Raw genomic sequence first — 21,808 nt, 5'->3', positions numbered from 1 at the left:
GAGACACGCCATGGCCTTTACCCTGAAGGAGCAGGACCCCGCGCGCTATCGGCGCAAGGCGCGCATGATCAGCGTCGTGATGGTGGGGCAGCTTCTGATCTTCGGGATGCTGTTTTCGCTGCTTTTGGCCTCGGCGCTGGGGCCGAGCTTCTGGAGTCTCGCCCTCGGCGTGGTGCTCGGGCTATTGGCCACCAGCGCGCTCTTTGCTGGCATCAAGGAGCGCCCCTGGATGAGCGAGGTGGGCTATGTCTGGGAGCTCAAGAGTCACCTTTCGCGTATCGCAGGCTACCGTGAAACCCTGGACAACGCCGCCGGGCAAGACAACCGCTCAGCGCTCGATATCCTGAGCTTCTACCACCAGGGGCTCGATCAGATGAGCTCGCTCAACGCCCGTCAGGCGCCGGACCCGGCCCGCCAGGCTCAGCAGGCGCGTATTGTCGAACGCCGCCAGGCGCTCGGGCTGACCGAGCGTGTCGCCACCTTCGACCCCCACGACCTGGACGCCTTCACGCGCGACTAGCGCGCGCCCGGTCGCCACTTGAAAAAAACACGATAGGGAACACCGCATGATCCACAAGACCCCGCTCGCGGCGCTGTCCGGCGCCGCGTTGAGCGTCTTGCTCGCCGGCTGCGCCGCCTCTCAAGGAGCGAATGGCGAGTCGCCGCCGGGCCTTTCACCACAAACGCCCGCCGACAACGTCGCGCCGCTGCTGCCCTCGGCGCTGTTTCCGGGTAGCGCCAACGCGTTTCGGGCCTGGCACTGCCAGCCCGCCAACCAGCACCTGATCAGCGCGGACAACGGCCAGGCGCTGCGGCTCTGGTCGTTGCACGGTGCCTGGCGGCTGCCGCAAGCGGTGGTGGCCAGCGGCGCGCGCTACCAGGATGGCGAGATCAGCTTCTGGGAGCGCGGCGAGACCGCGCGGGTGGAAACGCCGCGCGGCCAGCTCGCCTGCCAGGCTGCCGGCACGCGGCCCGCGATGACCCGCACCGAAAACCCCGGCGTGATGTTCAAGGGTGAGGGCGATGCGCCCCGCTGGCAGGTCACGCTCGCCCACGATACGCCGACGCTGACGCTGGATATCGGCTCGCAGCCACCGGCGCGCTTTCCGTACATGATCAGCGTGCTGGACAACCAGGCCGGGCGGGTGGTGCTCGAAAGCGGCGACGTCGAGCCCTTTTTCCGGCTGCGCATCGACGCCGGTGCCTGCTTTGCCAGGGGAAGCGAGGCGCCGTACCCCGCCCGGGTCACGCTCACCTACCAGGGCGAGCAGTACAGCGGCTGCGGGCAGGGCATCGCGCCGGACTAGTCGGCGGCACTTGTACCCGCACGGCAGGCGTAGGTTTCGCCCTCGAGCCGCCACTCGGGGGCGATGAAGTCGCTGGCGCACAGCGCGTCTTCGTCGCCCATCGCCCGCGCCACCAGCCGCGACAGCGTGCGCCCGCTCAACCCCCGCTCGGTGGGGCGCTGCTCGCTTTCGGCGACCGGCCGCCACTCGCCCTGCTCAAGGGTGGCCAGGGTGAAGTTGAACGGATGGAAGCCGGGAAAGCCCAGGCGCAGGTCGGTGGCGATCAGCGTCTCGACGCCGTCGATGGGCTCGACCTCGTAGCGCAAAAACGGGCCGCTGAACCAGGCGAGGCGCTGGCCAAGCGCTCCGCCGAGCGCCGCCTCTTCGAGCGGCGCCTGCTCGCGGGCAAACGGCTCCAGAATGGGCGCACGGTCGTCGTCGAACACGCTGACCAGCCCCTCGTAATAGCGATCCTCGCCCACCGCCGTGGCGCGCCACAGCAGAATGTTGAACGGCGTGGGCTGAACGAGCAGCGGCGCATCTTCGAGCCCGCGCGCCTCGAGCGCCGGCGCCAGTCGCATCTCGATGGACCACTTCATGCCCGCCGCCATCAGCAGATAGGCGCAGGAAAGCGCCAGGCCCATGGCGCAGTAGTGCACCACCCGGCGCGACACGCAGGCGGCGACGAGTCCGCCCAACAGCGCCAGGGTATAGAGCGGGTCGATGATGAAAATGATCGGCCAGGCGGCGGGCGGGGCGTCCAGCGGCCACAGGAGCTGGGTGCCGTAGGTGGTGAGTGAGTCGAGCAGCGGGTGGGTCGTGAGCGCCAGGGTGAAAAAGCACCACCAGCGGCCAAGCGAAGCCCGACCGGGCCACAGGTAGCGGCTCAACAGCGCCAGCAGCGTGCCCAGGCCGGTCAGTACGAACAGCGAATGGCTAAACCCCCGGTGCTCGGTGACGTTGGCGATGGCGTCGCCGTAATCCAGCGCGACGTCCAGATCCGGCAGCGTGCCCAGAAGGGCCCCTATTAAAACGGCCTTGCGGCCCAAACGGCGGCCCATGACGGCACCGCCCACGGCGGCGCCCAGAGCCGCTTGGGTAATCGAATCCACGGCGTTTCCTTGTCGAGAGTTGACGTCCCTGTCGTGCCTTCAAGCCTGAGCATGAAAGGCGCGGTGAAACAGGGTGTTTAGTAGAGCCCGCGGGTTTTGTACAGTTCCGGCGGCCCGGCGGCCCGGCGGCCCGGCGTTCCGGCGTTGCACAGGTTCGACAATTGCCCAAACGAGGCTAATCTGTTCCCATTGACGTTTCGTGAACCGACCGCTTGAAGAGGGAGTTTTATGCAGTTTCTACACACCATGGTACGTATTCGCGACATCGACGCTTCGCTTCACTTCTACTGTGATTTGCTGGGGCTCGAGGAAGTGCGTCGCAAGGAGAGCGAGAAGGGCCGCTTCACGCTGATTTTTCTCGCCGCCCCGAACGATGTCGAGCGCAGCGAGCGGCTCACCGCCCCGGAGCTCGAACTGACCTACAACTGGGACCCGGAAGAGTATGACGGCGGGCGCAACTTCGGCCATCTGGCCTACCGCGTCGACGATATCTACGCCACCTGCGAACGGCTGCAAAACGCCGGCGTGACCATCAACCGCCCGCCGCGCGATGGCCACATGGCGTTCGTCAAATCCCCGGACGGCATCTCCATCGAGCTTTTGCAAAAGGGCGACGCCTTCGAGCCCCAGGAGCCCTGGGCGTCCATGGACAATAGCGGCAGCTGGTAACGCGGAGAGCACCAGGTGAAAAAACATCTACTCAGCGCGCTGGCGGTCAGCGCCTCGGTTTTGCTCGGCGCGTGCAGCAGCGCCCCTACCCAGCCCGGCAGCTCGCCCGTGGGGCAGAGCGGTGAAACGCTCTCCGGGGCGATCGTCGGCCCGCGCTGGAATCTGTTGCTGATCGGTACCGACGAGCGGCTGTCGATGCCGCAAACCGCGTATTTCCAGATCGCCCGCGATGGGCGCATCACCGGTAGCGACGGCTGCAACAATTTCCAGGGTAGCGTGAGCCTCGGCGACAGCCAGCGTATCGAGGTGGGCGAGCTTTCGACCACGCGCATGGCCTGCGCCAAGGGCGAGGATGCACTGCGCGTCACCGGCATGCTCGAAACCGCCTACCGCTACCTGATCGACCACGACCGGGTCGTCTTCTTCGGCCCGGACAGCCGCGTGCTCGGCGGCTGGCGCAAGGCCAACTAGCCCGCGAAGCGCGTTTGGCGTTTTAAAAACCGCGTCGTGCCAACGTGTGAAGGCGCGGCGCGTTTTTTTTGCTAAATTCGCTACGGGGTTCGGTGTTCATCCCACGGGTTCGGTTTTCACAAGAGACGAGTAACGATGGCCTGCGTACATTTTATCGGTGGTGAAAAGGGTGGGGTGGGAAAATCGATGACCGCGCGGGTGCTCGCGCAGTACTACATCGACCATGATCGGACGTTCATCGGCTTCGACGGCGATGCCTCCCACGGCACGTTCTCGCGTTTCTACGCGGATTACGCCTCGCCGGTAGTGATCGGCGACGACGAGAGCCTGGACGGCGTGCTGATGGCAGTGGAAGCGCATCCCGAGCGCGATTTGATCATCGACCTGGCAGCGCAGTCCTCCCAAGCGCTGAACCGTTGGCTCGACGACACCGATGTGTTCGCGCTGCTCGACGAGCTGGGCTTGAGCGTGCAGTGGTGGCACGTCATGGATGACGGCGCCGATTCCGTAACGCTTTTGCAGACGCTGCTCAAGCGCCTGCGCGGCGAGCCGGTCAGCATCGTGGTGGTACAGAATCTGGGCCGCGGCGAGAGCTTCGAGCGTTTTCGCCAAAGCGACACCTGCCGTGAGGCGAAAGCGGCCGGGGCCAGACTGATCGAGCTGCCGAAACTTCACGCCAAACTGACCCAAAAAATCGACTTCAACGATAGCAGCTTCTGGGCGGTGGCCAACGACCGCCGCCTGATGAACATCGCCGAGCGTCAGCGCATGAAGGTGTGGCTACGCCAGGCTTATCGCGAACTCGAGGGCGTCGTGGCGATGGACGCTGAGCCGGCGGCGCACTGCGAGGAGGATTAGATGTCAGGCGCCGTGCCCACCCCCGACCGGACCCTGCTCGAGGCGATCGAGCGGCTCGCCCATGAGGCCGGCCAGGTGATCCTCTCGGTTTACCGCCGGGATATCGAGGTTACGCTCAAGACGGATCGCACGCCGCTGACCGAGGCGGATCTTCGCGCCAACGAGGTGATCCTCGCGGGCCTTGCCCGCTTGACGCCGCAGACGCCGGTGCTTTCCGAGGAGAGCGTGGAGCGCTTCGATGGCGTTGGGCCTGGGGGCACCTACTGGCTGGTCGACCCGCTCGACGGCACTCGCGAGTTCATCAGGCGAAACGACGAGTTCACCGTCAACATTGCGCTGATTCACCAGGGCGCGCCGGTACTCGGCGTGGTGGTGGCGCCGGCGCTCGGGGTGAGTTACCTGGCCGCGCGCGGGCTAGGCGCGTTCAAGGTCGAAGGCGAGGGCGGCGCCTGGCAGCCGATTCGCTGTCGCGGGTTCGACCCGGCGCGAGGCTATCGGGTGCTGGGCAGCCGCTCGCACCAGGACCCGCGGCTGACGAGCTGGCTTGCCGCGCTCGGCAAGCATCGGCTCACACCCCTTGGAAGCTCGCTCAAGGCGTGCCTGATCGCCGAGGGCCAGGCGGATGTCTACCCGCGCTTCGGGCCGACCAGCCTTTGGGACACCGCCGCGGCGCAAGCGGTGGTGGAAGAGGCCGGCGGTGTGATCGTCGACCAGGCGGGCGCGGCGCTTGGCTACCACACGCCGGCAGAACGCTTGAATCCGAGCTTTTTCGTCTGGAGCAAACGCGCGCGCGAGCACTTTTGCGCGTGACGCGTTTTGCGCTTGACAAGCGCTGGCAAGGCCGGGGCAGCTGTGATAGGCTACGCCATCCTCTCAGACAGATCAGATAGAGAACGTGTCAACGGAGCCGGTAGCAAGGCGCGCGTGACACGTGTTGGCAGACGATAAAGCATTGCCAAATCAATTGGTTGTTTAGGAAGTGTCGGGTTCGGGTAAGCCACTCGACAGCACATAGTTAATCCGTTGCCGTTGCGGCAACCTTTATTCTCCAAGGAGATACCAGTGGCGAACAGCAAGCAAGCTCGCAAGCGCGCCCGCCAGGCCGAGTCACGTCGCGTCCTGAAATCCAGCCAGCGCAGCATGGTCCGCACCTACATCAAGCGTGTGATCAAGGCGATCCACACCGGCGACCATGGCAAGGCGATGGAAGAGTTCAAGGTGATGCAGCCGGTCGTCGACCGCATCGCCGACAAGGACGTGCTGTCCAAGAAAAAGGCCGCACGCCTGAAAAGCCGCTTGAACAAGCGAATTAAAGCGCTGGCAGCGTAAGCCGGCAGCGTCTTGAAAAAACCGGCTACGGCCGGTTTTTTTGTGCCTGATTAGACCTTGAGAGTCAGATCCTACGGATAACGCCATGACGGACTCCTCTTCCCAGCCAGCCGCCCCCCGCCGCACGCTCATGCGCTCGGGGCTGGTCGTCAGCGCCATGACCATGCTCTCTCGGGTGATGGGGCTGGTGCGCGACGTGGTGGTGGCGACGTTTCTCGGTGCGGGTAACGGGGCAGATGCGTTCTTCGTCGCCTTCAAGATTCCCAACTTCCTGCGCCGGCTGTTCGCCGAAGGCGCCTTCAACCAGGCCTTCGTGCCGGTGCTCTCGGAGTACTCGACGCGCCAGAATCGCGAGGAGATCCGCGAGCTCTTGAACGCCGTGGCAGGTAGTCTCACGGCGCTTTTGGCGCTGATCACCGCGCTCGCCATGCTCTGCGCGCCCTGGCTCATCTGGCTGTTCGCGCCGGGCTTCGGCCGCGACCCGGAAAAGCTCGCGCTGACCGCGGACATGCTGCGCCTGACCTTTCCGTACCTTTTGTTGATTTCGCTGACCGCGTTTTCGGGGTCGGTACTCAACACCTGGAACCGCTTTGCGGTGCCGGCGTTTACCCCGGTGCTGCTGAATCTCTCGCTGATCGGGGCCGCGCTTTTTCTAATGCCAATGATGGAGGAGCCGGCGATGGCGCTGGCCTGGGGCGTGCTGATCGCAGGCGTGGCCCAGCTCGCTTTCCAGGTGCCGTTTCTCTACCGGCTGGGGCTTCTGCCCACGCCCTGGCCCAACTTCGCCCACGATGGCGTCAAACGCATTCTGAAGCTGATGGCGCCGGCGCTGTTCGGTGTCTCGGTGTCGCAGATCAACCTGCTGCTCGATACCGTGCTGGCATCGCTTCTGGCAGCAGGCAGCGTCTCCTGGCTCTACTACTCGGATCGTTTGGTGGAGCTTCCGCTGGGCGTGTTCGGGGTGGCGATCGGCACGGTGATCCTGCCGGCGCTGTCAAAGCGTCACGCCGAGCAGTCCAGCGACCACTTCGCCGCCATGCTCGACTGGGCGATCCGCGTGGTGCTACTTCTGGGCGTGCCGGCGGCCCTTGCGCTGGTGGTGCTGGCCGAGCCGTTTCTGATCACGCTGTTTCACTACGGCGCGATGACCGACAGCGACATTCAAATGGCGGCCATGAGTCTGCGCGCCTACGCGGTGGGGCTCGTGGCTTTCATGCTGATCAAGGTACTGGCGCCGGGCTTCTTCGCCCGTCAGGACACTAAAACGCCGGTGAAGGTGGGTATCGCCGCCATGGTGGCGAACATGGTCTTCAACCTGATTTTGATCTGGCCGCTGGCCCACGCGGGTCTGGCGCTGGCAACGGCGCTGTCGGCATTTCTGAATGCCGGGCTTCTGGGGTATCTGCTGGTACGCCAGAAGGTGCTGGTGTTCCAGCCCGGCTGGGGGCGCTACGCGGTACAGCTTGGCGGCGGAAGTGCGCTAATGGGCGCGGCGCTCTATTTTCTCACGCCGCCCTGGCAGGCGTGGCTCGATTTTGGCCTGTGGACCCGCGTTGGCTGGGTGGCGGGGCTCGTTGCGCTCGGCGGCGGGCTCTATTTCGCCTGGCTCGCTGCCTGGGGGCTGCGGCTTCGCCACTTCCGCCTTTCGAGCTGAGTGAGAAGACATGGGCGCAATCGTGACTGCACCTTCACCACGCGTTCGTTATAATCAAGGGCTTTATCACGCCGGGTAAGCCTTTATTCACGCGTTGACTGGCAGGTTTCAACCGAACGAGGGGCCATGCACGTTATACGAGGTCTGCACAATCTGAACGCCGAAAGCGGCGAGAGCCCGCGCGGCTGCGTTGCCACCATCGGCAACTTCGACGGCGTGCACCGCGGCCACCAGGCGATTTTGCAGCAGTGCCGCGAGCACGCCACGCGCATGAACCTGGCGCTGACGGTGGTGGTGTTCGAGCCCCAGCCGCGGGAGTACTTCGCCGGCGAGCAGGCCCCGCCCAGGCTTACGCGCCTGCGCGAGAAGGTGCGCTTGCTCGGCGAACACGGCGCCGAGCGAGTGCTGTGCCTGGCCTTCAATGAGGCGCTTAGAAGCCTGACCGGGCGTGAATTCATCGATCAGGTGCTGATCGAGGGGCTCGGCGTGAAGCACCTGGTGGTCGGCGACGACTTTCGCTTTGGCTGCGACCGGCGCGGCGACTTCGCGCTGTTGAAAGCGGTGGGCGACGAGCAGGGCTTCGCCGTCGAGCACACCCGCACCTTCACCCTCGAGGACGAGCGGGTGTCGAGCTCGCGGGTGCGCACGCTGCTCGCCAGCGGCAACTTCGCCGCCGCTCGGCGCCTTCTGGGCCGGGCCTATTCGCTCTCCGGGCGGGTGGTGCGCGACCAGCAGCTCGGGCGCACTATTGGTGCTCCGACGGCGAATCTGCCGCTATTGTCGCAGCCGCTGACGCTGCGCGGCGTGTTCGCGGTGGTGGCCGAGCTCGACGACGGCACCTGCTACCCGGGGGTGGCCAACGTCGGCTTTCGCCCGACCGTTGGCGCCAAACGCCCGACCCTGGAGGTGCACCTGTTCGACTTCGACGGCGACCTGTACGGCAAGCGGCTGACCGTTTACCCCTGCGCGCGGCTGCGAGGCGAGGTCAGGTTCGACGACTTCGAGGCGCTCAAGGCGCAGATTCAGCGCGACCAGGCGCGCGCGCGGCGCTACTTCGCCCTCAAGGCCGGGGAAAGCGCGGCCGCCACGGGTTCCATTTTCAACGCCTCGAGTGCGCCGTTAAAGCGCGGTGCCCTCGAGACCTGGCTGGCTTCGGCGCCGCTTGGGCGCGAGACCGCTTCTTCTGATTCCTCCTCGGCGGATAACGCCGATGCTAACGACGGCTGACCGGACTATGGACTACAAGCACACGCTCAACCTGCCCGATACCGACTTTCCCATGCGCGGCATGCTGCCCAGGCAGGAGCCGGGCCGGGTTTCCAGATGGCAGGACATGAACCTCTACCAGCGCCTGCGTGAAGCGCGCGCCGGCGCTCCGCTGTTCGTTTTGCACGATGGCCCTCCCTACGCCAACGGCAGCATCCATATCGGTCACGCCGTCAACAAGATCATCAAGGACATCATCGTCAAGTCGAAGAACCTGGCCGGGTTCGACGCGCCCTACGTGCCGGGCTGGGACTGCCACGGGCTTCCCATCGAGCACAAGGTGGAGACTACCCACGGCAAGCACCTGACCCCGGCGAAGGCCCGCGAGCTCTGCCGCGAGTACGCCGGTGCCCAGATCGAAACCCAGCTCACCGACTTCGTGCGCCTGGGCGTGATCGGCGACTGGAACCATCCCTACCGTTCGATGGACTACGCCAACGAAGCCGGCGAGATCCGCGCACTGGCTGACATGGTCGAGGCGGGCTACGTGTTCAAGGGCTTGAAGCCGGTCAACTGGTGCTTTGACTGCGGCTCGGCCCTGGCCGAGGCCGAGGTGGAGTACCAGGACAAGAAGTCCGACGCCATCGACGTCGCCTTCCCGGTCGAAGACGCCGACAAGCTGGCGTCGGCCTTCGGTTTGGATGCGCTTTCAAAGCCCGCCGCCGTGGTGATCTGGACCACCACGCCCTGGACGATTCCCGCCAACCAGGCGCTCAACGTTCATCCGGACTTCACCTACGCGCTGGTCGATACCGGCGAGCGCCTGCTGCTGCTGGCCGAAGAGCTGGTCGAGAGCTGCCTCGAGCGCTTTGGCCTCGAAGGTAGCGTCATCGCTACCGCCAAGGGCCAAGCGCTGGAGCTGATCGATTTCTGTCATCCGCTTTATGATCGCCGCTCGCCGGTCTATCTGGCCGACTACGTCGAAAGCGAGGTCGGCAGCACCGGCATCGTTCACTCGGCGCCGTCCTACGGCGTGGACGACTTCAACACCTGCCGCGACTACGGCATGAGCTTCGACGACATGCTCGGCCCGGTACAGAGCAACGGCGTCTACATCGACGATCTGCCGCTGTTCGGCGGCCAGATGATCTGGAAGGCCAACCCGAAGATCGTCGAAGCGCTCGACGAGGCCGGCGCGCTGATGGCGCACAAGGTGATCACCCACAGCTACATGCACTGCTGGCGCCACAAGACGCCGGTGATCTACCGCGCCACGGCACAGTGGTTCGTGGGCATGGACATCGCGGGTAAGGATGGTAAGACCCTGCGGCAGAAGGCGCTCAAGGGCATCAAGGCGACCCACTTTACCCCGAGCTGGGGCCAGGCGCGGCTGCACAGCATGATCGCCAACCGCCCGGACTGGTGCATCTCGCGCCAGCGCAACTGGGGCGTGCCGATCCCGTTCTTCCTTCATCGCCAGACCGGCGAGCTTCACCCCAACACGGTTAGCCTGATGGAAGAGGTGGCCAAGCGCGTGGAAGAGGGCGGCATCGACGCCTGGTTCAATCTCGGCGCCTCTGATCTGCTCGGTGCCGAGGCGAGTGATTACGAGAAGATCACCGACACGCTCGATGTGTGGTTCGACTCCGGCACCACCCATCGCCACGTGCTCCGCGGCTCGCACCCCCACGGCCACGAGTCCGGCCCGCGGGCGGATCTGTATCTGGAAGGTTCGGATCAGCACCGCGGCTGGTTCCACTCGTCGCTTCTGACCGGCTCCGCCATCGACGGCCACCCGCCGTACCGCGAGCTTCTGACCCACGGCTTCACCGTCGACGCCCAGGGACGCAAGATGTCGAAGTCGATCGGCAACGTGGTCGCGCCGCAAACGGTGATGGACAAGCTCGGTGCCGACATCCTGCGCCTGTGGACCGCGTCCACCGACTACTCCGGCGAAATGGCGGTGTCCGACGAGATCCTCAAACGTACCGCCGACGTCTACCGGCGCATTCGCAACACCGCACGCTTTCTGCTCGGTAACCTGACCGGCTTCGAACCGAGCCGCGACATGGTGGCGTTCGAGGACATGATCGCGCTGGATCGCTGGATCGTCGACCGCGCCGACCAGCTCCAGGCGCGCATCCAGACCGCTTATGACGAGTACCGCTTCCGCGACGTCTACCAGCAGGTGCACGATTTCTGCGCGCGCGACCTGGGCGGCTTCTATCTGGATATCATCAAGGATCGCCAGTACACCACCCAAGCGGACTCGCTCGCCAGGCGCAGCTGCCAGAGCGCGCTCTATCACGTGATCGAGGCGCTTTCGCGCTGGGTCGCGCCGATTCTCTCCTTCACCGCCGAGGAGATTTACGAGCACATCCCCGGGGAGCGCGGCGATAGCGTGCTGCTCGAAACCTACTACGACGGCCTCGCGGCGCTTCCCGAAGAGGCCGACATGGGCCGCGCCTTCTGGGAGCAGGTGCTCGAGGTCAAGCAGGCGGTCAACAAGCGGCTTGAAGAGGCGCGTAACGAGGGCGCTATCAAGGGGTCGCTTGATAGCGAAGTGACGCTTTTCGTCAGCAACGAACTCGAAGCGCTGCTTTCGCGGCTGGAAGACGAGCTGCGTTTCGTGCTGATCACCTCAAGCGCAACGCTCAAGCCGCTCGGTGAGGCCGACGCGAGCGCCCATAGCGAGCTCGAAGGGCTCAAGGTCGCGGTGGCGCCGAGTCCTTATGAAAAGTGCGAGCGCAGCTGGGAGCGCCGCCCGGACGTGGGCAGCCACCCGGAGCACCCGACGCTTTGCGAACGCTCGATTCTGAACCTGCCGGACGGCCCGGGCGAGGTTCGCCGCTATGCCTAACGCGGCTCAAACCCCGGCACAGCGCGGGGCGCCGATGCCCAAACCGCTGCGCTTTCTATGGATCGCCGTAGCGGTCATCGCGCTCGATCTGGCGACCAAGTACTGGGTCAGCCACGCGCTCGACTACAACGCGCCGGTGCAGGTGCTGCCGTTTTTCGACCTGCGCCTGATGCACAACTTCGGCGCAGCGTTCAGCTTTCTGGCCAATCATCCGGGCTGGCAGCGCTGGTTCTTCGCCGTGATCGCCGTGGGCGCAAGCGTGGGCCTGACGGTCTGGCTTTCGCGCATTCGCCGCGACGAGCGGATTCTGGCGCTGGCGCTGCCCTTGATCATCGGCGGGGCGCTGGGCAATCTGTACGACCGGCTGATCCACGGCTACGTGGTGGATTTTCTCTCCTTTCACGTGGCCGGCTGGTACTACCCGGCGTTCAACGTGGCCGATATGGGCATCGTGATCGGCGCCGCGGGGCTGATCTGGGAGTCGGTCCTGGGCGATCGACGGCGCAAGAAGGCTGCGGTCAACGAAACCACCCACTAGCGAGAAACGCATGGATTACGTCATCGACGAGGGTATGGAAATTACCCTGCATTTCACCCTGAAGCTCGAAGACGGCACGGTGGTGGACTCGACCAGAGAGAAAACCCCGGCCACCTTCGTCTTCGGCGACGGCAACCTGCCGCCGGGCTTCGAGCATCCGATCAAGGGGCTTAAACCGGGCCAGAGTGGCGCCTTCAAGATCACCCCGGAGCACGCTTTCGGTCAGCACAACGCGCAGAACATCCAGACGCTCAAGCGGGCGGATTTCGGCGACGAAGAGCCGGAAGTCGGCATGGTGATGTCGTTCGCCGACAAGGCGGGCACCGAGCTTCCCGGCGTGGTCAAGACCATCGACGGCGACCGGGTCGAGGTGGACTTCAATCATCCGCTGGCCGGGCGTACACTGACCTTCGAGGTCGAGGTGCTCGACGTAACGCCTGCGACCACGCACTGAGCCGGAGCGGCGAACGCGACAGACGCACGGCGGTCGAAAGGCGAACGCTGACCGCTGTCCACTATTCACCAAGCGATGCGCTCACGCATCAAGGCGCTACCATGAACGCACCCGAAACCGAGTCTCAAGCGACGCCGATCACCATTCAAATGGCCAACCCGCGCGGCTTCTGCGCCGGGGTCGACCGCGCCATCGACATCGTCAATCGGGCGCTGGACGTCTTCGGCCCGCCGGTCTACGTGCGCCACGAAGTGGTGCACAACAGGTTCGTGGTCGACTCGCTGCGCGAGCGCGGCGCGGTGTTCGTCGAGGAGCTCGACGAGGTGCCGGACGACGTCATCGTGATCTTCTCCGCCCACGGCGTCTCCCAGGCGGTCCAGGAAGACGCCGACCGCCGGGGCTTGAAGGTGTTCGACGCCACCTGCCCGCTGGTCACCAAGGTACACATGGAGGTGCTGCGCTACGCCAAGCGCGGCCAGGAATGCATTCTGATCGGCCACGAAGGGCACCCGGAGGTCGAGGGCACCATGGGCCGCTACGACACCTCCTTTGGCGGGCGCATCTACCTGGTCGAGGACGAGGAGGACGTGGCGAAACTCGAGGTGGCGGATCCTTCGACGCTCTCGTTCGTTACCCAGACTACGCTTTCGATGGACGACACGGCGAAGGTGATCGACGCGCTGCGCGATAAATTCCCCGAGATTCAGGGCCCGCGCAAGAACGACATCTGTTACGCCACGCAAAACCGCCAGGACGCGGTGCGCGATCTGGCGGCGCAAAACGATCTGATTCTAGTGGTGGGTAGCCCCAATAGCTCCAACTCCAACCGCCTGCGCGAGCTCTCCGAGCGTATCGGCACGCCGGCGTATCTGATCGACAACGCCGACCAGATCGAGGACGCCTGGCTCGAGAACGTCTCGCGTATTGGCGTGACCGCTGGCGCCAGTGCCCCGGAAGTGCTGGTGAAAGGCGTGATCGAGCGGCTCAAGGCGCTCGGCGCCTCCGACCCCTCGGAGCTTGCCGGGCGTGAGGAGAACATCGTGTTTTCCATGCCCAAGGAGCTGCGCGACCAGGTGATCGCGAGCGGCTGATGCTTTCAACGCCCGTTTTAGCCATACTTCGGGTATGGGCTAACTAAAACGAGGCGACGTCGTGCTCCACCGTTTTGATCCCCGCGCCGGCGCCACCAAGGGCCGGCGCGGTTTTACCCTCATCGAGATGCTTATCGTCCTGGCGGTCATCGCGCTACTGGCGAGCATCGCCTACCCGGCCTACCAGCGCTATCTGCAAAGCGCCCTGCGCGCCGATGCCAAAGCGGGGCTTCTGGCCGCCGCCACCGAACTCGAGCGCTGCTACGCGCGTTTTCAAAGCTACGACAACGCCTGCGCCATCCCCCTGACCTCGCCGGACGGCCATTTTGATCTCGCCCGCACACCGGGCACCCGCGACCCCGAGGCCCCAGGCTACGACGGCGGCTTCGTACTGAGCGCCACGAGTGACGAAGACGACGGCTGCCCCGCGCCGCTGACTCTCAACGCGCTGGGCGAGCGCGGCCCCGCGGAGTGCTGGTAAATGCAGCGTCAGCGCGGCTTCGCCTTTACCGAGGCGCTGGTGGCGCTGCTGGTGCTGTCGATCGGGCTGATTGGCGTTGCCGCGCTCGAACTCAAGGCGCTCGAGAGCGTGCGCGAAGGCCACCAGCGCGCGCTGGCTGGCGTCGCCGCGCTGGACGCCCAGGAGCGCCTCTGGGCCGCCTACCGCGTGGCGCCGAGCTGTGCCGCCCTGGAGCTTGACCGCCTCGAGCGCCGCTGGCGCCAGCACTGGTTCACTCAAAGTGGAGCCGCGCTCGACGGCCAGGCCCAGGGCGCCATCGAGCAAGCCTCCTGCGCCTTCGAAATCACCATCACCCACGCCCAGGCGGAGCGCGTGCGCTACCGCCTCGAACTTCCTCGCAAGAGCCCCGCGCCGTGAACGCTCAGCGCGGCTTCACCCTGAGCGAGGCGCTGGTCGCGGTGGTGCTGTCGAGTCTGGTGGTGATCGGCGCTGGCCAGCTCTTGCTATCGGGGTTTCACACCTTTCGCGAAGTGGACCGGCTCGGCCGCCAGCAGGAGGCGCTGGTCTATACCGCCACCGCTCTGGCCGACCGGCTGCGCGTTCAAGGTGGCGCTGAGACGGCGCCCGCCGGGGTCTTTCAACTCGTATGCCGCAAGGAGTCTGGGGCGTGTCGCTGCACGGTACAGGACAACGAGGCCGCCCAGCCGCTGGTCACGTTCGAAAGCGCCGGTGAGGGCAGCTGCGCGCGCGACGAGCCGATGGTCGAGCGCGTCGGTGACGGCGTGTATTACGTGACGCTACCGCTGGGCCCCGGCGGCAAGGAGATCGGTTTTCATGTTACATCGCGCCAAAACACCATTGAGCACACCATCTGGTCGCCCTGACAGCGTGAAACTGCCCAAGCATCAGCGCGGAGCGGCGCTGGTGGTGGTCATGGTGGTGTTGACCAGCGCGCTGATGCTCGCCCTGGTCGGGGTGCAGTCAGCGCTGGTCGACCAGCGCCAGGCGGCCAACTACCGCGCCGCGCTCAAGGCGCAGATGCGCGCTGAAAGCGCCGCCGCGGCGGCGCTTAAACGCTTTGATACGCTCGATTGGGAACAAGCGCCCACGCTGGAAGAGACAAGCCCGCGGTGGTCGACGTTGACCCGGCACCCGGAGGCGACCTACCTATGTGCCGATCACTCCTGTCTCTATTTGCCTGTCCTGCGAGATGATGAGCGCTGGGCCATGGCGCTGGGCGTGGTGCATGACGACACCCCGGAGGCAACGTTGATCGCCCACAGCGAAGCGGTATTTGTGCGCGTCGAGCAGGATAGCGCAGGCGCGCGGGTAAGGTGGGAATAAACGGGGCAGGTAGTAAGCGCGAAAAACCCCTTCGCAGGGAAGGGGTTTTTTGTGGCTGAGCGAAAGCTTTAGCCTTCGATCGGCGCGCGCCAGTCGTCGGAGCCGGAGGTACCAGCAACGGTGTGTTCCCAGTCGATCTTGCGGTAAGCCAGGGAGACATCCATCAGCTGGGTGAATTCGGCCTTGTTGATATCCTGAGCGTGCGGCATGCGCAGGTTGATGTCGACGATGGTGGCGTCGGTCAGTGTGGTGGTGAAGAAGTGCTCCTGCTTGCCCTCAACGGAGGTGCGATACCACTTCAGCGCCACGTTGGGCAGCATTTCACCGGAGGCCAAAGCGTTGTACATCAGCGGCACGGCCTTGTTCAGTGCGACGGTGAAGACGAATGGCTTATGGGCACGCTGGCCAGAGGGCTGACCGGACTGCGGGTCGGTCGGCACGGTCACGACGTGCTTGAATTCCTGGACCAGCATCTCATCTTCGTGCCCTTCCACGTAGATGTTGCCTACGGAGTCGGGGGTAAAAGCGCCGGCAGTGATATTGCCCTGAGTCTGGCCTTCGATGCTGATATAACACGGTGTCGGCATGGGAGATCTCCTTGGTCATGAGTGAGAAAAGGGCGGATAGCCCGATGATCGCCCAGTACAAGGCAGTGCGCATGCCAACAATAAAAAAGTTTATTTATATCAAATTCTTAATCTTCTAACGAAATTAAAATAAATTTTAATTAGGCATTGGCTTGCTTGCGTTCAAGCAAGTGGTTGCCCAGCAGGCAAGCCTTTGCTCATTGAGCGCGGTAGCAGTAAACGGTGTGGTGCATGTCAGCACCGATTGATCAAGAAAGTTCATTTTTTACCCCCTGAAACGCTACCTTTCCTCTTTTTTTCTAATTTTAATTTGCATCAAGGTCTTGCTATCGGCTCCCTCTTGCCGGCTCCGCGAAAGAGAAAATAGGGTTTCGTGGTTAAGATATTTTTGATTTTTTATGTAAGAAATATCTTACAAAGCGCAATCGCTAAAGTTAATCATTATTTGTCATTGGCGTAAGTTCGGCAAAAATGCGCCTAAGTTCGCCTAACGTGTAGGTGAGAAGCATTCGTATTATCTGGAGCAATATACAGTGTTTAAAAATGGCGCATTGATGGCGTTAATGCAAATTGGTTAGCGTTAATAGATTGATTATTATTGGCTGAAACGTTCGATTTTTTCATTCTCAGGACGCATCTTCATGGCTAAACAAGGCACCGTCGCGCCCAAAGAGCGCATCAACATCAAGTACGTTCCGGCCACCGGCGATCAGCAGGCGGATATGGAACTGCCGCTGAAACTACTGGTGGTAGGTGACTTCAAGGGCGGCGAGGAGGAGACGCCGATCGAAGAGCGCCAAGCGGTTTCCGTCGACAAGAACAACTTCCAGTCTGTGATGCGCGAAGCGGGTTTGACGCTACAGACCTCCGTCGCCAATCGGCTCGAGGAGAGCGGCGAGCCCGACGAGATGGCGGTCGATCTGTCGTTCAAATCCCTCCAGGACTTCTCGCCGGACGCCATCGCCAGGCAGGTGCCGGAGCTACGTAAGCTGGTCGAGCTGCGCGAGGCGCTGGTGGCCTTGAAAGGCCCCTTGGGTAACGTACCCGCCTTTCGGGATCGTTTGCAGAAGCTGCTGGAGAGCGACGAAGCGCGTCAGCAGCTGCTGAATGAGCTGGAGCTGCTGGATACGGACCGTCAGGAAGGCGAATGAGCCCCGGACCCGCTGCATTCACCCCACCCAACGCGAGGCTAAACGATGAGCAAGACGGCTAAACAGCACTCCCAAGCGACCCAGACAGAAACCGAAGAGGTCTCGCTGCTGGATCAGGTCATGGCCCAGACCCGCATGGCGCCGGCCGATGAAGGGTACGACGTGGCCAAGCAGGGGGTCGCCGCCTTCATCTCCCAACTGCTGGCGGGCGACGAGTCGACCCCCAAGGTCAACAAGTCCATCGTCGACGACATGATCGTCGAACTCGATCGCAAGATAAGCCATCAGGTCGACGAGGTGCTGCACAACCAGGAGTTCCAGCAGCTCGAATCCGCCTGGCGGGGTTTGAAGCTCCTGGTCGATCGCACCGACTTTCGCGAGAACATCAAGCTCGACGTGCTCCACGCCACCAAGCAGGAGCTGCTCGAGGATTTCGAGTTCGCCCCGGAGGTCAGCCAGAGCGGGCTCTATCATCACGTTTACAACGCGGGATACGGCCAGTTCGGTGGCGAGCCGGTGGCCGGCATCATCGGCCACTACGACTTCTCCCCCTCGACGCCGGACATGAAGCTTTTGCAGTACACCTCGGCGGTCGGCGCCATGGCCCATGCGCCCTTTATGTCTTCGGTGGCGCCGTCGTTCTTCGGTATCGACAGCTTCGAGGAGTTGCCCAACATCAAGGATCTGAAGGCCATTTTCGAGGGGCCGAAGTACGCCCGCTGGCGCAGCCTGCGGGAATCCGAGGATGCGCGCTACCTGGGTCTGACCGCGCCACGCTTTCTGCTGCGCACGCCGTATGACCCGATCGAAAACCCGGTCAAGACCTTCAACTACCGCGAGACGGTCAGCGAGGATCACGAGCACTATCTCTGGGGCAACACCGCCTATCTACTGGCCGAGCGACTCACCGATAGCTTCGCCAAGTACCGCTGGTGTCCCAATATCATCGGCCCGCAAAGCGGCGGCGCCGTCGAGAACCTGCCGGTGCACACCTACGAGGCCTTCGGCCAGCTGCAGGCGAAGATCCCGACCGAAGTGCTGATCACTGACCGCCGCGAGTTCGAGATGGCCGAGGAGGGCTTCATCTCGCTGACCATGCGCAAGGGTAGTGACAACGCCGCCTTCTTCTCGGCCAACTCGGTGCAAAAGCCCAAGGTCTTTCCCAATACCGAAGAGGGCAAGGCGGCGGAGACCAACTTCAAGCTCGGCACCCAGCTGCCCTACATGTTCATCATCAACCGCTTGGCGCACTACGTGAAGGTGCTTCAGCGCGAGCAGATCGGCTCCTGGAAAGAGCGTCAGGATCTCGAGCGCGAGCTCAACGCCTGGATTCGCCAGTACGTGGCCGACCAGGAGAACCCGCCCTCCGATGTGCGCAGCCGCCGTCCGCTGCGTGCCGCCTCCATTCAGGTATCGGACGTCGAGGGCGAGCCGGGCTGGTACCAGGTGTCGATGTCGGTGCGTCCGCACTTCAAGTACATGGGGGCGAACTTCGAGCTCTCCCTGGTCGGTCGTCTCGACAAGGAGTGAGGTAAGCCACGCTATGGCCACGCACAGCAATGGGCGCTTGGGCAGCCGATTGTTCGAACGCCTGGCGGCACCTCACCAGCCGCAAGCGCTCACCGAGCAGAGCCGGCTGGCGGAGGTAGTGGAGTCGATCAAGCGCCACCTGGTGGAGCTTCTGAACAGCCACCCGGGCAACAGCGCCTGCGCGCCGGAGCTTGGGTTGCTGGACTTCAACGATGCCACCATCGGCGTGCTCGACCTTGAGCTCAACATCCAGCGGGCGATTCGCCAGTGCATCGAGCGCTTCGAACCTCGGGTGAAGCGGGTGGAGGTGGCGTCGCTGCCTAATGCGGGCGACCCCCTCCAGCTGCGCTTTCAGGTGCATGCCACCGTCGCGCTCGGCAACGACCGCACCCAGGCCACGATCGATCTGCTGCTCAACAACAAGCGCTATCAGTGTCTCAACTGATGGCTTGGTGAGACTTTCATGCTCAACCGCTACTACCGCGATGAACTCAACTTCTTGAAGCGTCAGGGCCGGGAGTTCGCCGAGGCGAACCCGGGGCTTAGCCGCTTTCTCTCCGAGCGCAGCACCGACCCGGACGTCGAGCGCCTGCTGGAGGGGTTCGCCTTTCTGACCGGGCGGATGCGCGAGAAGGTTGAGGACGAGTTTCCCGAGCTGACCCACTCGCTGATCGGCATGATGTGGCCCAACTACCTGCGCCCGGTACCCAGCATGACCGTCGTGCAGTTCACGCCGGTCTGGCACGTGCTGAGCCAGCGTCAACAGGTAGCGCGCGGTACCGAGCTTTCGAGCACCCCAGTCGAGGGCACGACCTGCCTGTTTCGCACCTGTCACGATGTCGTGCTCCATCCGCTGGCCCACGCCGGCGTCACTGCGCGCCATACCCGTGAGAGCTCGATCGTCGAGCTTGCGCTTGACGTACACAGCGACCAGCCGATGAACGAGCTGGGGCTCGATACCCTGCGTCTTCACCTCGGCGGTGACGGCTACACCGCACGGACGCTGTATCTCTGGATGAGTCATTATCTGGAGCGGCTCGAGCTCGAGGTGGATGACCAGCGTCATCGCCTGCCACCTCATGCGCTGCGCGCTGTCGGCTTCGAGCGCGACCAGGCGCTCTTGCCGTACCCGCGCAACGTCCATCAGGGCTATCGCATCCTGCAGGAGTACCTCTGCTTTCCCGAGGCGTTTCACTTTTTTGACGTGCACGAGCTCGGTGTGGGCATGCCAGCTACCACGGCCTCGCGGGTGATGCTGCGGTTCGTGTTCAAGCGCCCGCTGCCCACCGACGCCCGCCTGCAAGATGAGCATCTGGCGCTTTACTGCACGCCAGCGATCAACCTGTTCGAGCACGACGCCGAGCCGATCGACCTGACCGGCGAGCGCAGCGAGTATCGCATCCGCCCCAGCAGCAAGGCGCCGTCGCACTTCGAGGTGTTCAGCGTCGACGAGGTAGAGGGGCGCCTCGAAGGGGGCGGCGGCGCCCAGGGCGGGCGGCGCTACGTGCCCTTTGAAAGCTTCCAGCACCAGATAGAGCGTGATCGCGGCAATGAGTCGCTTTACTACCGCACCCGGGTAGGCGCGAGCCTGCGCGGCGATGGCTTCGATCATGACATCGCCTTCGTGCGCGGCGACGAAAGCGAGTGCCTAGGGCGGCGCGAGACGGTCTCGCTGCGCCTGACCTGCAGCAACCGGGAGCTGCCCGAGCAGCTAACGGTGGGTGACATCTGCGTCGGGACCGAAAAGAGCCCGACCTTTGCCGGCTTTCGCAATATTACCCGGCCCACGCCGGTGCTGCGCCCGGCCATCGACGACCGGCTTTTGTGGGTGCTGATCTCGAATCTTTCGCTGAACTATCTATCGCTGCTAAGCCGCGACGCGCTCTGCTCGGTGCTCAAGGCCTACGACTTTCGCGCCCTGATCGACCGTCAGGCCGAGCGCGTGGCGCAAAAACGCCTGGCGGGCATCGTCGACATCGACACGCAGCCGGTGGATCGGCTGCGCCGTGGCTTGCCGGTGCGCGGGCTGCGCTCGGTCATGACCCTGGACCAGGAGGCGTTCGGCGACGAAGGCAGCCTCTACCTGTTCGGCAGCGTGCTGGCGCGCTTTATGTCGCTTTACGCCAGCATCAATGCCTTTCACGAGCTGCAGGTCATCAACCGGCACAACCAGGAGCGCTACGTATGGAGCATGCAGGAGGGGCAGCAGCCCCTGATGTAGCGCCGGCGCCGCTGGTGGAGAGGGCGCGGCGCTACCAATTCTTTCAGCTTGTCGAGCTGCTGCACCGGCGTCATGGCGACGACCTGGAGCAGCGGCCTGGCGGTAGCGTGCCCGGATTTTCGCGGGTCAGCTACAAGAGTTCGGCGTCGCTGGGCTTTCCCGGCAGCGACGTGCTGTCGCTCGAAGCCGGCGAGCAGGGCCGCTACGCCATGGAGGTCAGCTTTCTGGGCCTGCAGGGGGCCCAGTCGCCGCTGCCGAGCTACTACCTGGAGGCGCTGGCCCACGCCTCGGCCCACCAGGAGGGTAGCGCGGGGGATTTCCTGGATTTCTTCAACCACCGCCTGCTGACCCTGATGCACCGCAACTGGCGCAAGTATCGCCACTATGTGCGCTATCAGGACGATGCCCGGGACGGTTTCTCCGCGGCGGTGTTCGCCTTGGTGGGGCTGGCCGACGAGAGGCTGCGCGGCGAGACGCCGATCAACTGGAGCAAGATGCTCGCCTACGCCGGGCTCCTGGCGGGGCGGTCGCGCTCGCCGGAGGTGGTCTGCGGCATCGTCAGCCACTGCTTCGATCTGGCCTGCGTCGAGATCGAGCAGTGGGTCAAGCGCTGGGTGGAGATTCCGCTCGACCAGCGCAGCCGCGCCGGGCTCGGCGCCATGACGCTGGGCCAGGACATGGTGGCCGGCGAGCGCGTCGCCGACGTGCAGGGCAAGTTCGCCCTGTGCCTGCGCGGGCTGACCCTGGAGCGGTTTCGCGACTTCCTGCCCGATGGCCAGGAGCACGCGCCGCTCAAGACCCTGGTGAACTTCGTGCTGCGCGAGCCTCTGGCCTACGACCTGGAGATCGAACTGCTGGAGAGCGAGGTCAAGCCGATGCGTCTGGGTGACGCGGGCTCGTGCCAGCTGGGCTGGACCACGTTCGTGGACCCCGAGAGCGACGAAGAGAGCACACGTCGTCGCGTACGTATTCAAATGACGAGTTAAG

At 64.1% G+C, this 21,808-nt stretch carries 24 protein-coding genes; 22 read left to right on the top strand and 2 right to left on the bottom strand.

All coding sequences use genetic code 11. The features are described 5' to 3' along the window. The first annotated feature begins 10 nt into the window (after positions 1-10). Both ACGK9R_RS14635 and ACGK9R_RS14630 read left to right on the top strand, forming a co-directional pair. A complete protein-coding gene (locus ACGK9R_RS14635) occupies positions 11-520 on the top strand; it encodes a DUF3087 family protein (protein ID WP_394582537.1) in 510 nt (169 codons plus the stop codon). Between the two features lie 46 nt (positions 521-566). Then, positions 567-1,307 (top strand): MliC family protein, encoded by a 741-nt coding sequence (locus ACGK9R_RS14630; protein ID WP_394582535.1) that lies wholly within the window; start codon positions 567-569, stop codon positions 1,305-1,307. Here the strand turns inward: ACGK9R_RS14630 and ACGK9R_RS14625 are convergent. Then, entirely contained in the window at positions 1,304-2,398 is a 1,095-nt protein-coding gene (locus ACGK9R_RS14625) for a metal-dependent hydrolase (RefSeq protein ID WP_394582533.1), read from the bottom strand. The genes ACGK9R_RS14630 and ACGK9R_RS14625 overlap by 4 nt on opposite strands. 228 nt (positions 2,399-2,626) lie before the next feature. Here ACGK9R_RS14625 and gloA point away from each other — a divergent pair, with 228 nt between their 5' ends. From gloA to ACGK9R_RS14550, 15 genes are all read left to right on the top strand, one after another. Then, positions 2,627-3,067 (top strand): lactoylglutathione lyase, encoded by a 441-nt coding sequence (gloA, locus tag ACGK9R_RS14620; RefSeq protein ID WP_394582531.1) that lies wholly within the window; start codon positions 2,627-2,629, stop codon positions 3,065-3,067. A 15-nt stretch (positions 3,068-3,082) separates the two neighbouring features. Beyond that, a complete protein-coding gene (locus tag ACGK9R_RS14615) occupies positions 3,083-3,538 on the top strand; it encodes an META domain-containing protein (protein WP_394582529.1) in 456 nt (151 codons plus the stop codon). A 135-nt stretch (positions 3,539-3,673) separates the two neighbouring features. Further along, positions 3,674-4,396, top strand: coding sequence for a mobilization protein (locus tag ACGK9R_RS14610; protein ID WP_394582526.1), 723 nt, complete (start codon positions 3,674-3,676; stop codon positions 4,394-4,396). Further along, positions 4,397-5,206 carry a 3'(2'),5'-bisphosphate nucleotidase CysQ gene (gene cysQ, locus ACGK9R_RS14605; RefSeq protein WP_394582524.1) on the top strand — a complete coding sequence of 270 codons (810 nt, stop codon included), beginning with the start codon at positions 4,397-4,399 and terminating at the stop codon, positions 5,204-5,206. It abuts the gene before it with no gap. A 252-nt stretch (positions 5,207-5,458) separates the two neighbouring features. Beyond that, a complete protein-coding gene (gene rpsT / locus ACGK9R_RS14600; RefSeq protein ID WP_394582522.1) occupies positions 5,459-5,725 on the top strand; it encodes a 30S ribosomal protein S20 in 267 nt (88 codons plus the stop codon). An 85-nt stretch (positions 5,726-5,810) separates the two neighbouring features. Further along, positions 5,811-7,379, top strand: a complete 1,569-nt coding sequence (murJ, locus tag ACGK9R_RS14595; protein WP_394582520.1) for a murein biosynthesis integral membrane protein MurJ — start codon at positions 5,811-5,813, stop codon at positions 7,377-7,379. A 126-nt stretch (positions 7,380-7,505) separates the two neighbouring features. Beyond that, positions 7,506-8,606 carry a bifunctional riboflavin kinase/FAD synthetase gene (ribF, locus tag ACGK9R_RS14590; protein ID WP_394582518.1) on the top strand — a complete coding sequence of 367 codons (1,101 nt, stop codon included), beginning with the start codon at positions 7,506-7,508 and terminating at the stop codon, positions 8,604-8,606. Next, positions 8,590-11,445 (top strand): isoleucine--tRNA ligase, encoded by a 2,856-nt coding sequence (ileS, locus tag ACGK9R_RS14585; RefSeq protein ID WP_394582516.1) that lies wholly within the window; start codon positions 8,590-8,592, stop codon positions 11,443-11,445. Before ribF ends, ileS begins: the two co-directional genes overlap by 17 nt. Next, a complete protein-coding gene (gene lspA, locus ACGK9R_RS14580) occupies positions 11,438-11,983 on the top strand; it encodes a signal peptidase II (RefSeq protein ID WP_394582514.1) in 546 nt (181 codons plus the stop codon). The genes ileS and lspA overlap by 8 nt, the downstream gene beginning before the upstream one ends. Before the next feature lie 10 nt (positions 11,984-11,993). Next, positions 11,994-12,437 carry an FKBP-type peptidyl-prolyl cis-trans isomerase gene (fkpB, locus tag ACGK9R_RS14575; protein WP_394582512.1) on the top strand — a complete coding sequence of 148 codons (444 nt, stop codon included), beginning with the start codon at positions 11,994-11,996 and terminating at the stop codon, positions 12,435-12,437. Positions 12,438-12,538: 101 nt separating this feature from the next. Next, positions 12,539-13,528 carry a 4-hydroxy-3-methylbut-2-enyl diphosphate reductase gene (ispH, locus tag ACGK9R_RS14570; RefSeq protein WP_394582510.1) on the top strand — a complete coding sequence of 330 codons (990 nt, stop codon included), beginning with the start codon at positions 12,539-12,541 and terminating at the stop codon, positions 13,526-13,528. 61 nt (positions 13,529-13,589) lie between these two features. Then, positions 13,590-14,009, top strand: a complete 420-nt coding sequence (locus ACGK9R_RS14565; protein WP_394582508.1) for a type IV pilin protein — start codon at positions 13,590-13,592, stop codon at positions 14,007-14,009. After that, the gene (locus tag ACGK9R_RS14560; RefSeq protein WP_394582506.1) at positions 14,010-14,405 is read left to right on the top strand and encodes a prepilin-type N-terminal cleavage/methylation domain-containing protein; all 396 of its coding nucleotides are present in this window, start codon (positions 14,010-14,012) and stop codon (positions 14,403-14,405) included. Continuing rightward, entirely contained in the window at positions 14,402-14,872 is a 471-nt protein-coding gene (locus tag ACGK9R_RS14555; RefSeq protein ID WP_394582504.1) for a prepilin-type N-terminal cleavage/methylation domain-containing protein, read from the top strand. Before ACGK9R_RS14560 ends, ACGK9R_RS14555 begins: the two co-directional genes overlap by 4 nt. A 4-nt stretch (positions 14,873-14,876) precedes the next feature. Continuing rightward, positions 14,877-15,332: a hypothetical protein gene (locus ACGK9R_RS14550; RefSeq protein ID WP_394582502.1), complete on the top strand. Its 456-nt coding sequence runs from the start codon at positions 14,877-14,879 to the stop codon at positions 15,330-15,332. Between the two features lie 68 nt (positions 15,333-15,400). On the opposite strand, the gene ACGK9R_RS14545 is transcribed toward ACGK9R_RS14550, so the two are convergent. After that, entirely contained in the window at positions 15,401-15,919 is a 519-nt protein-coding gene (locus tag ACGK9R_RS14545; protein ID WP_126950157.1) for an Hcp family type VI secretion system effector, read from the bottom strand. A gap of 641 nt (positions 15,920-16,560) precedes the next feature. Between ACGK9R_RS14545 and tssB the strand changes: the two genes are divergently transcribed. Genes tssB through tssG form a run of 5 tightly spaced genes read left to right on the top strand, consistent with a single transcriptional unit; the run spans position 16,561 to position 21,807 of the window. Then, the gene (gene tssB, locus ACGK9R_RS14540; RefSeq protein WP_394582498.1) at positions 16,561-17,070 is read left to right on the top strand and encodes a type VI secretion system contractile sheath small subunit; all 510 of its coding nucleotides are present in this window, start codon (positions 16,561-16,563) and stop codon (positions 17,068-17,070) included. Between the two features lie 45 nt (positions 17,071-17,115). After that, on the top strand, positions 17,116-18,600 hold the full coding sequence (tssC, locus tag ACGK9R_RS14535; protein ID WP_394582495.1) for a type VI secretion system contractile sheath large subunit: 1,485 nt from the start codon (positions 17,116-17,118) through the stop codon (positions 18,598-18,600). Positions 18,601-18,613: 13 nt separating this feature from the next. Beyond that, on the top strand, positions 18,614-19,045 hold the full coding sequence (gene tssE, locus ACGK9R_RS14530; protein WP_394582492.1) for a type VI secretion system baseplate subunit TssE: 432 nt from the start codon (positions 18,614-18,616) through the stop codon (positions 19,043-19,045). 18 nt (positions 19,046-19,063) lie between these two features. Continuing rightward, positions 19,064-20,821, top strand: coding sequence for a type VI secretion system baseplate subunit TssF (gene tssF / locus ACGK9R_RS14525; protein WP_394582490.1), 1,758 nt, complete (start codon positions 19,064-19,066; stop codon positions 20,819-20,821). After that, positions 20,785-21,807 carry a type VI secretion system baseplate subunit TssG gene (gene tssG, locus ACGK9R_RS14520; RefSeq protein WP_394582487.1) on the top strand — a complete coding sequence of 341 codons (1,023 nt, stop codon included), beginning with the start codon at positions 20,785-20,787 and terminating at the stop codon, positions 21,805-21,807. The genes tssF and tssG overlap by 37 nt, the downstream gene beginning before the upstream one ends. Position 21,808 lies beyond the last annotated feature (1 nt).

It is taken from the genome of Halomonas sp. HNIBRBA4712 (assembly GCF_043558675.1).
Classification (GTDB): Bacteria; Pseudomonadota; Gammaproteobacteria; order Pseudomonadales; family Halomonadaceae; genus Vreelandella.
The sequence above is the reverse complement of the archived record's forward strand: the minus strand, read 5'-3'. Positions and strand labels throughout refer to the sequence as shown.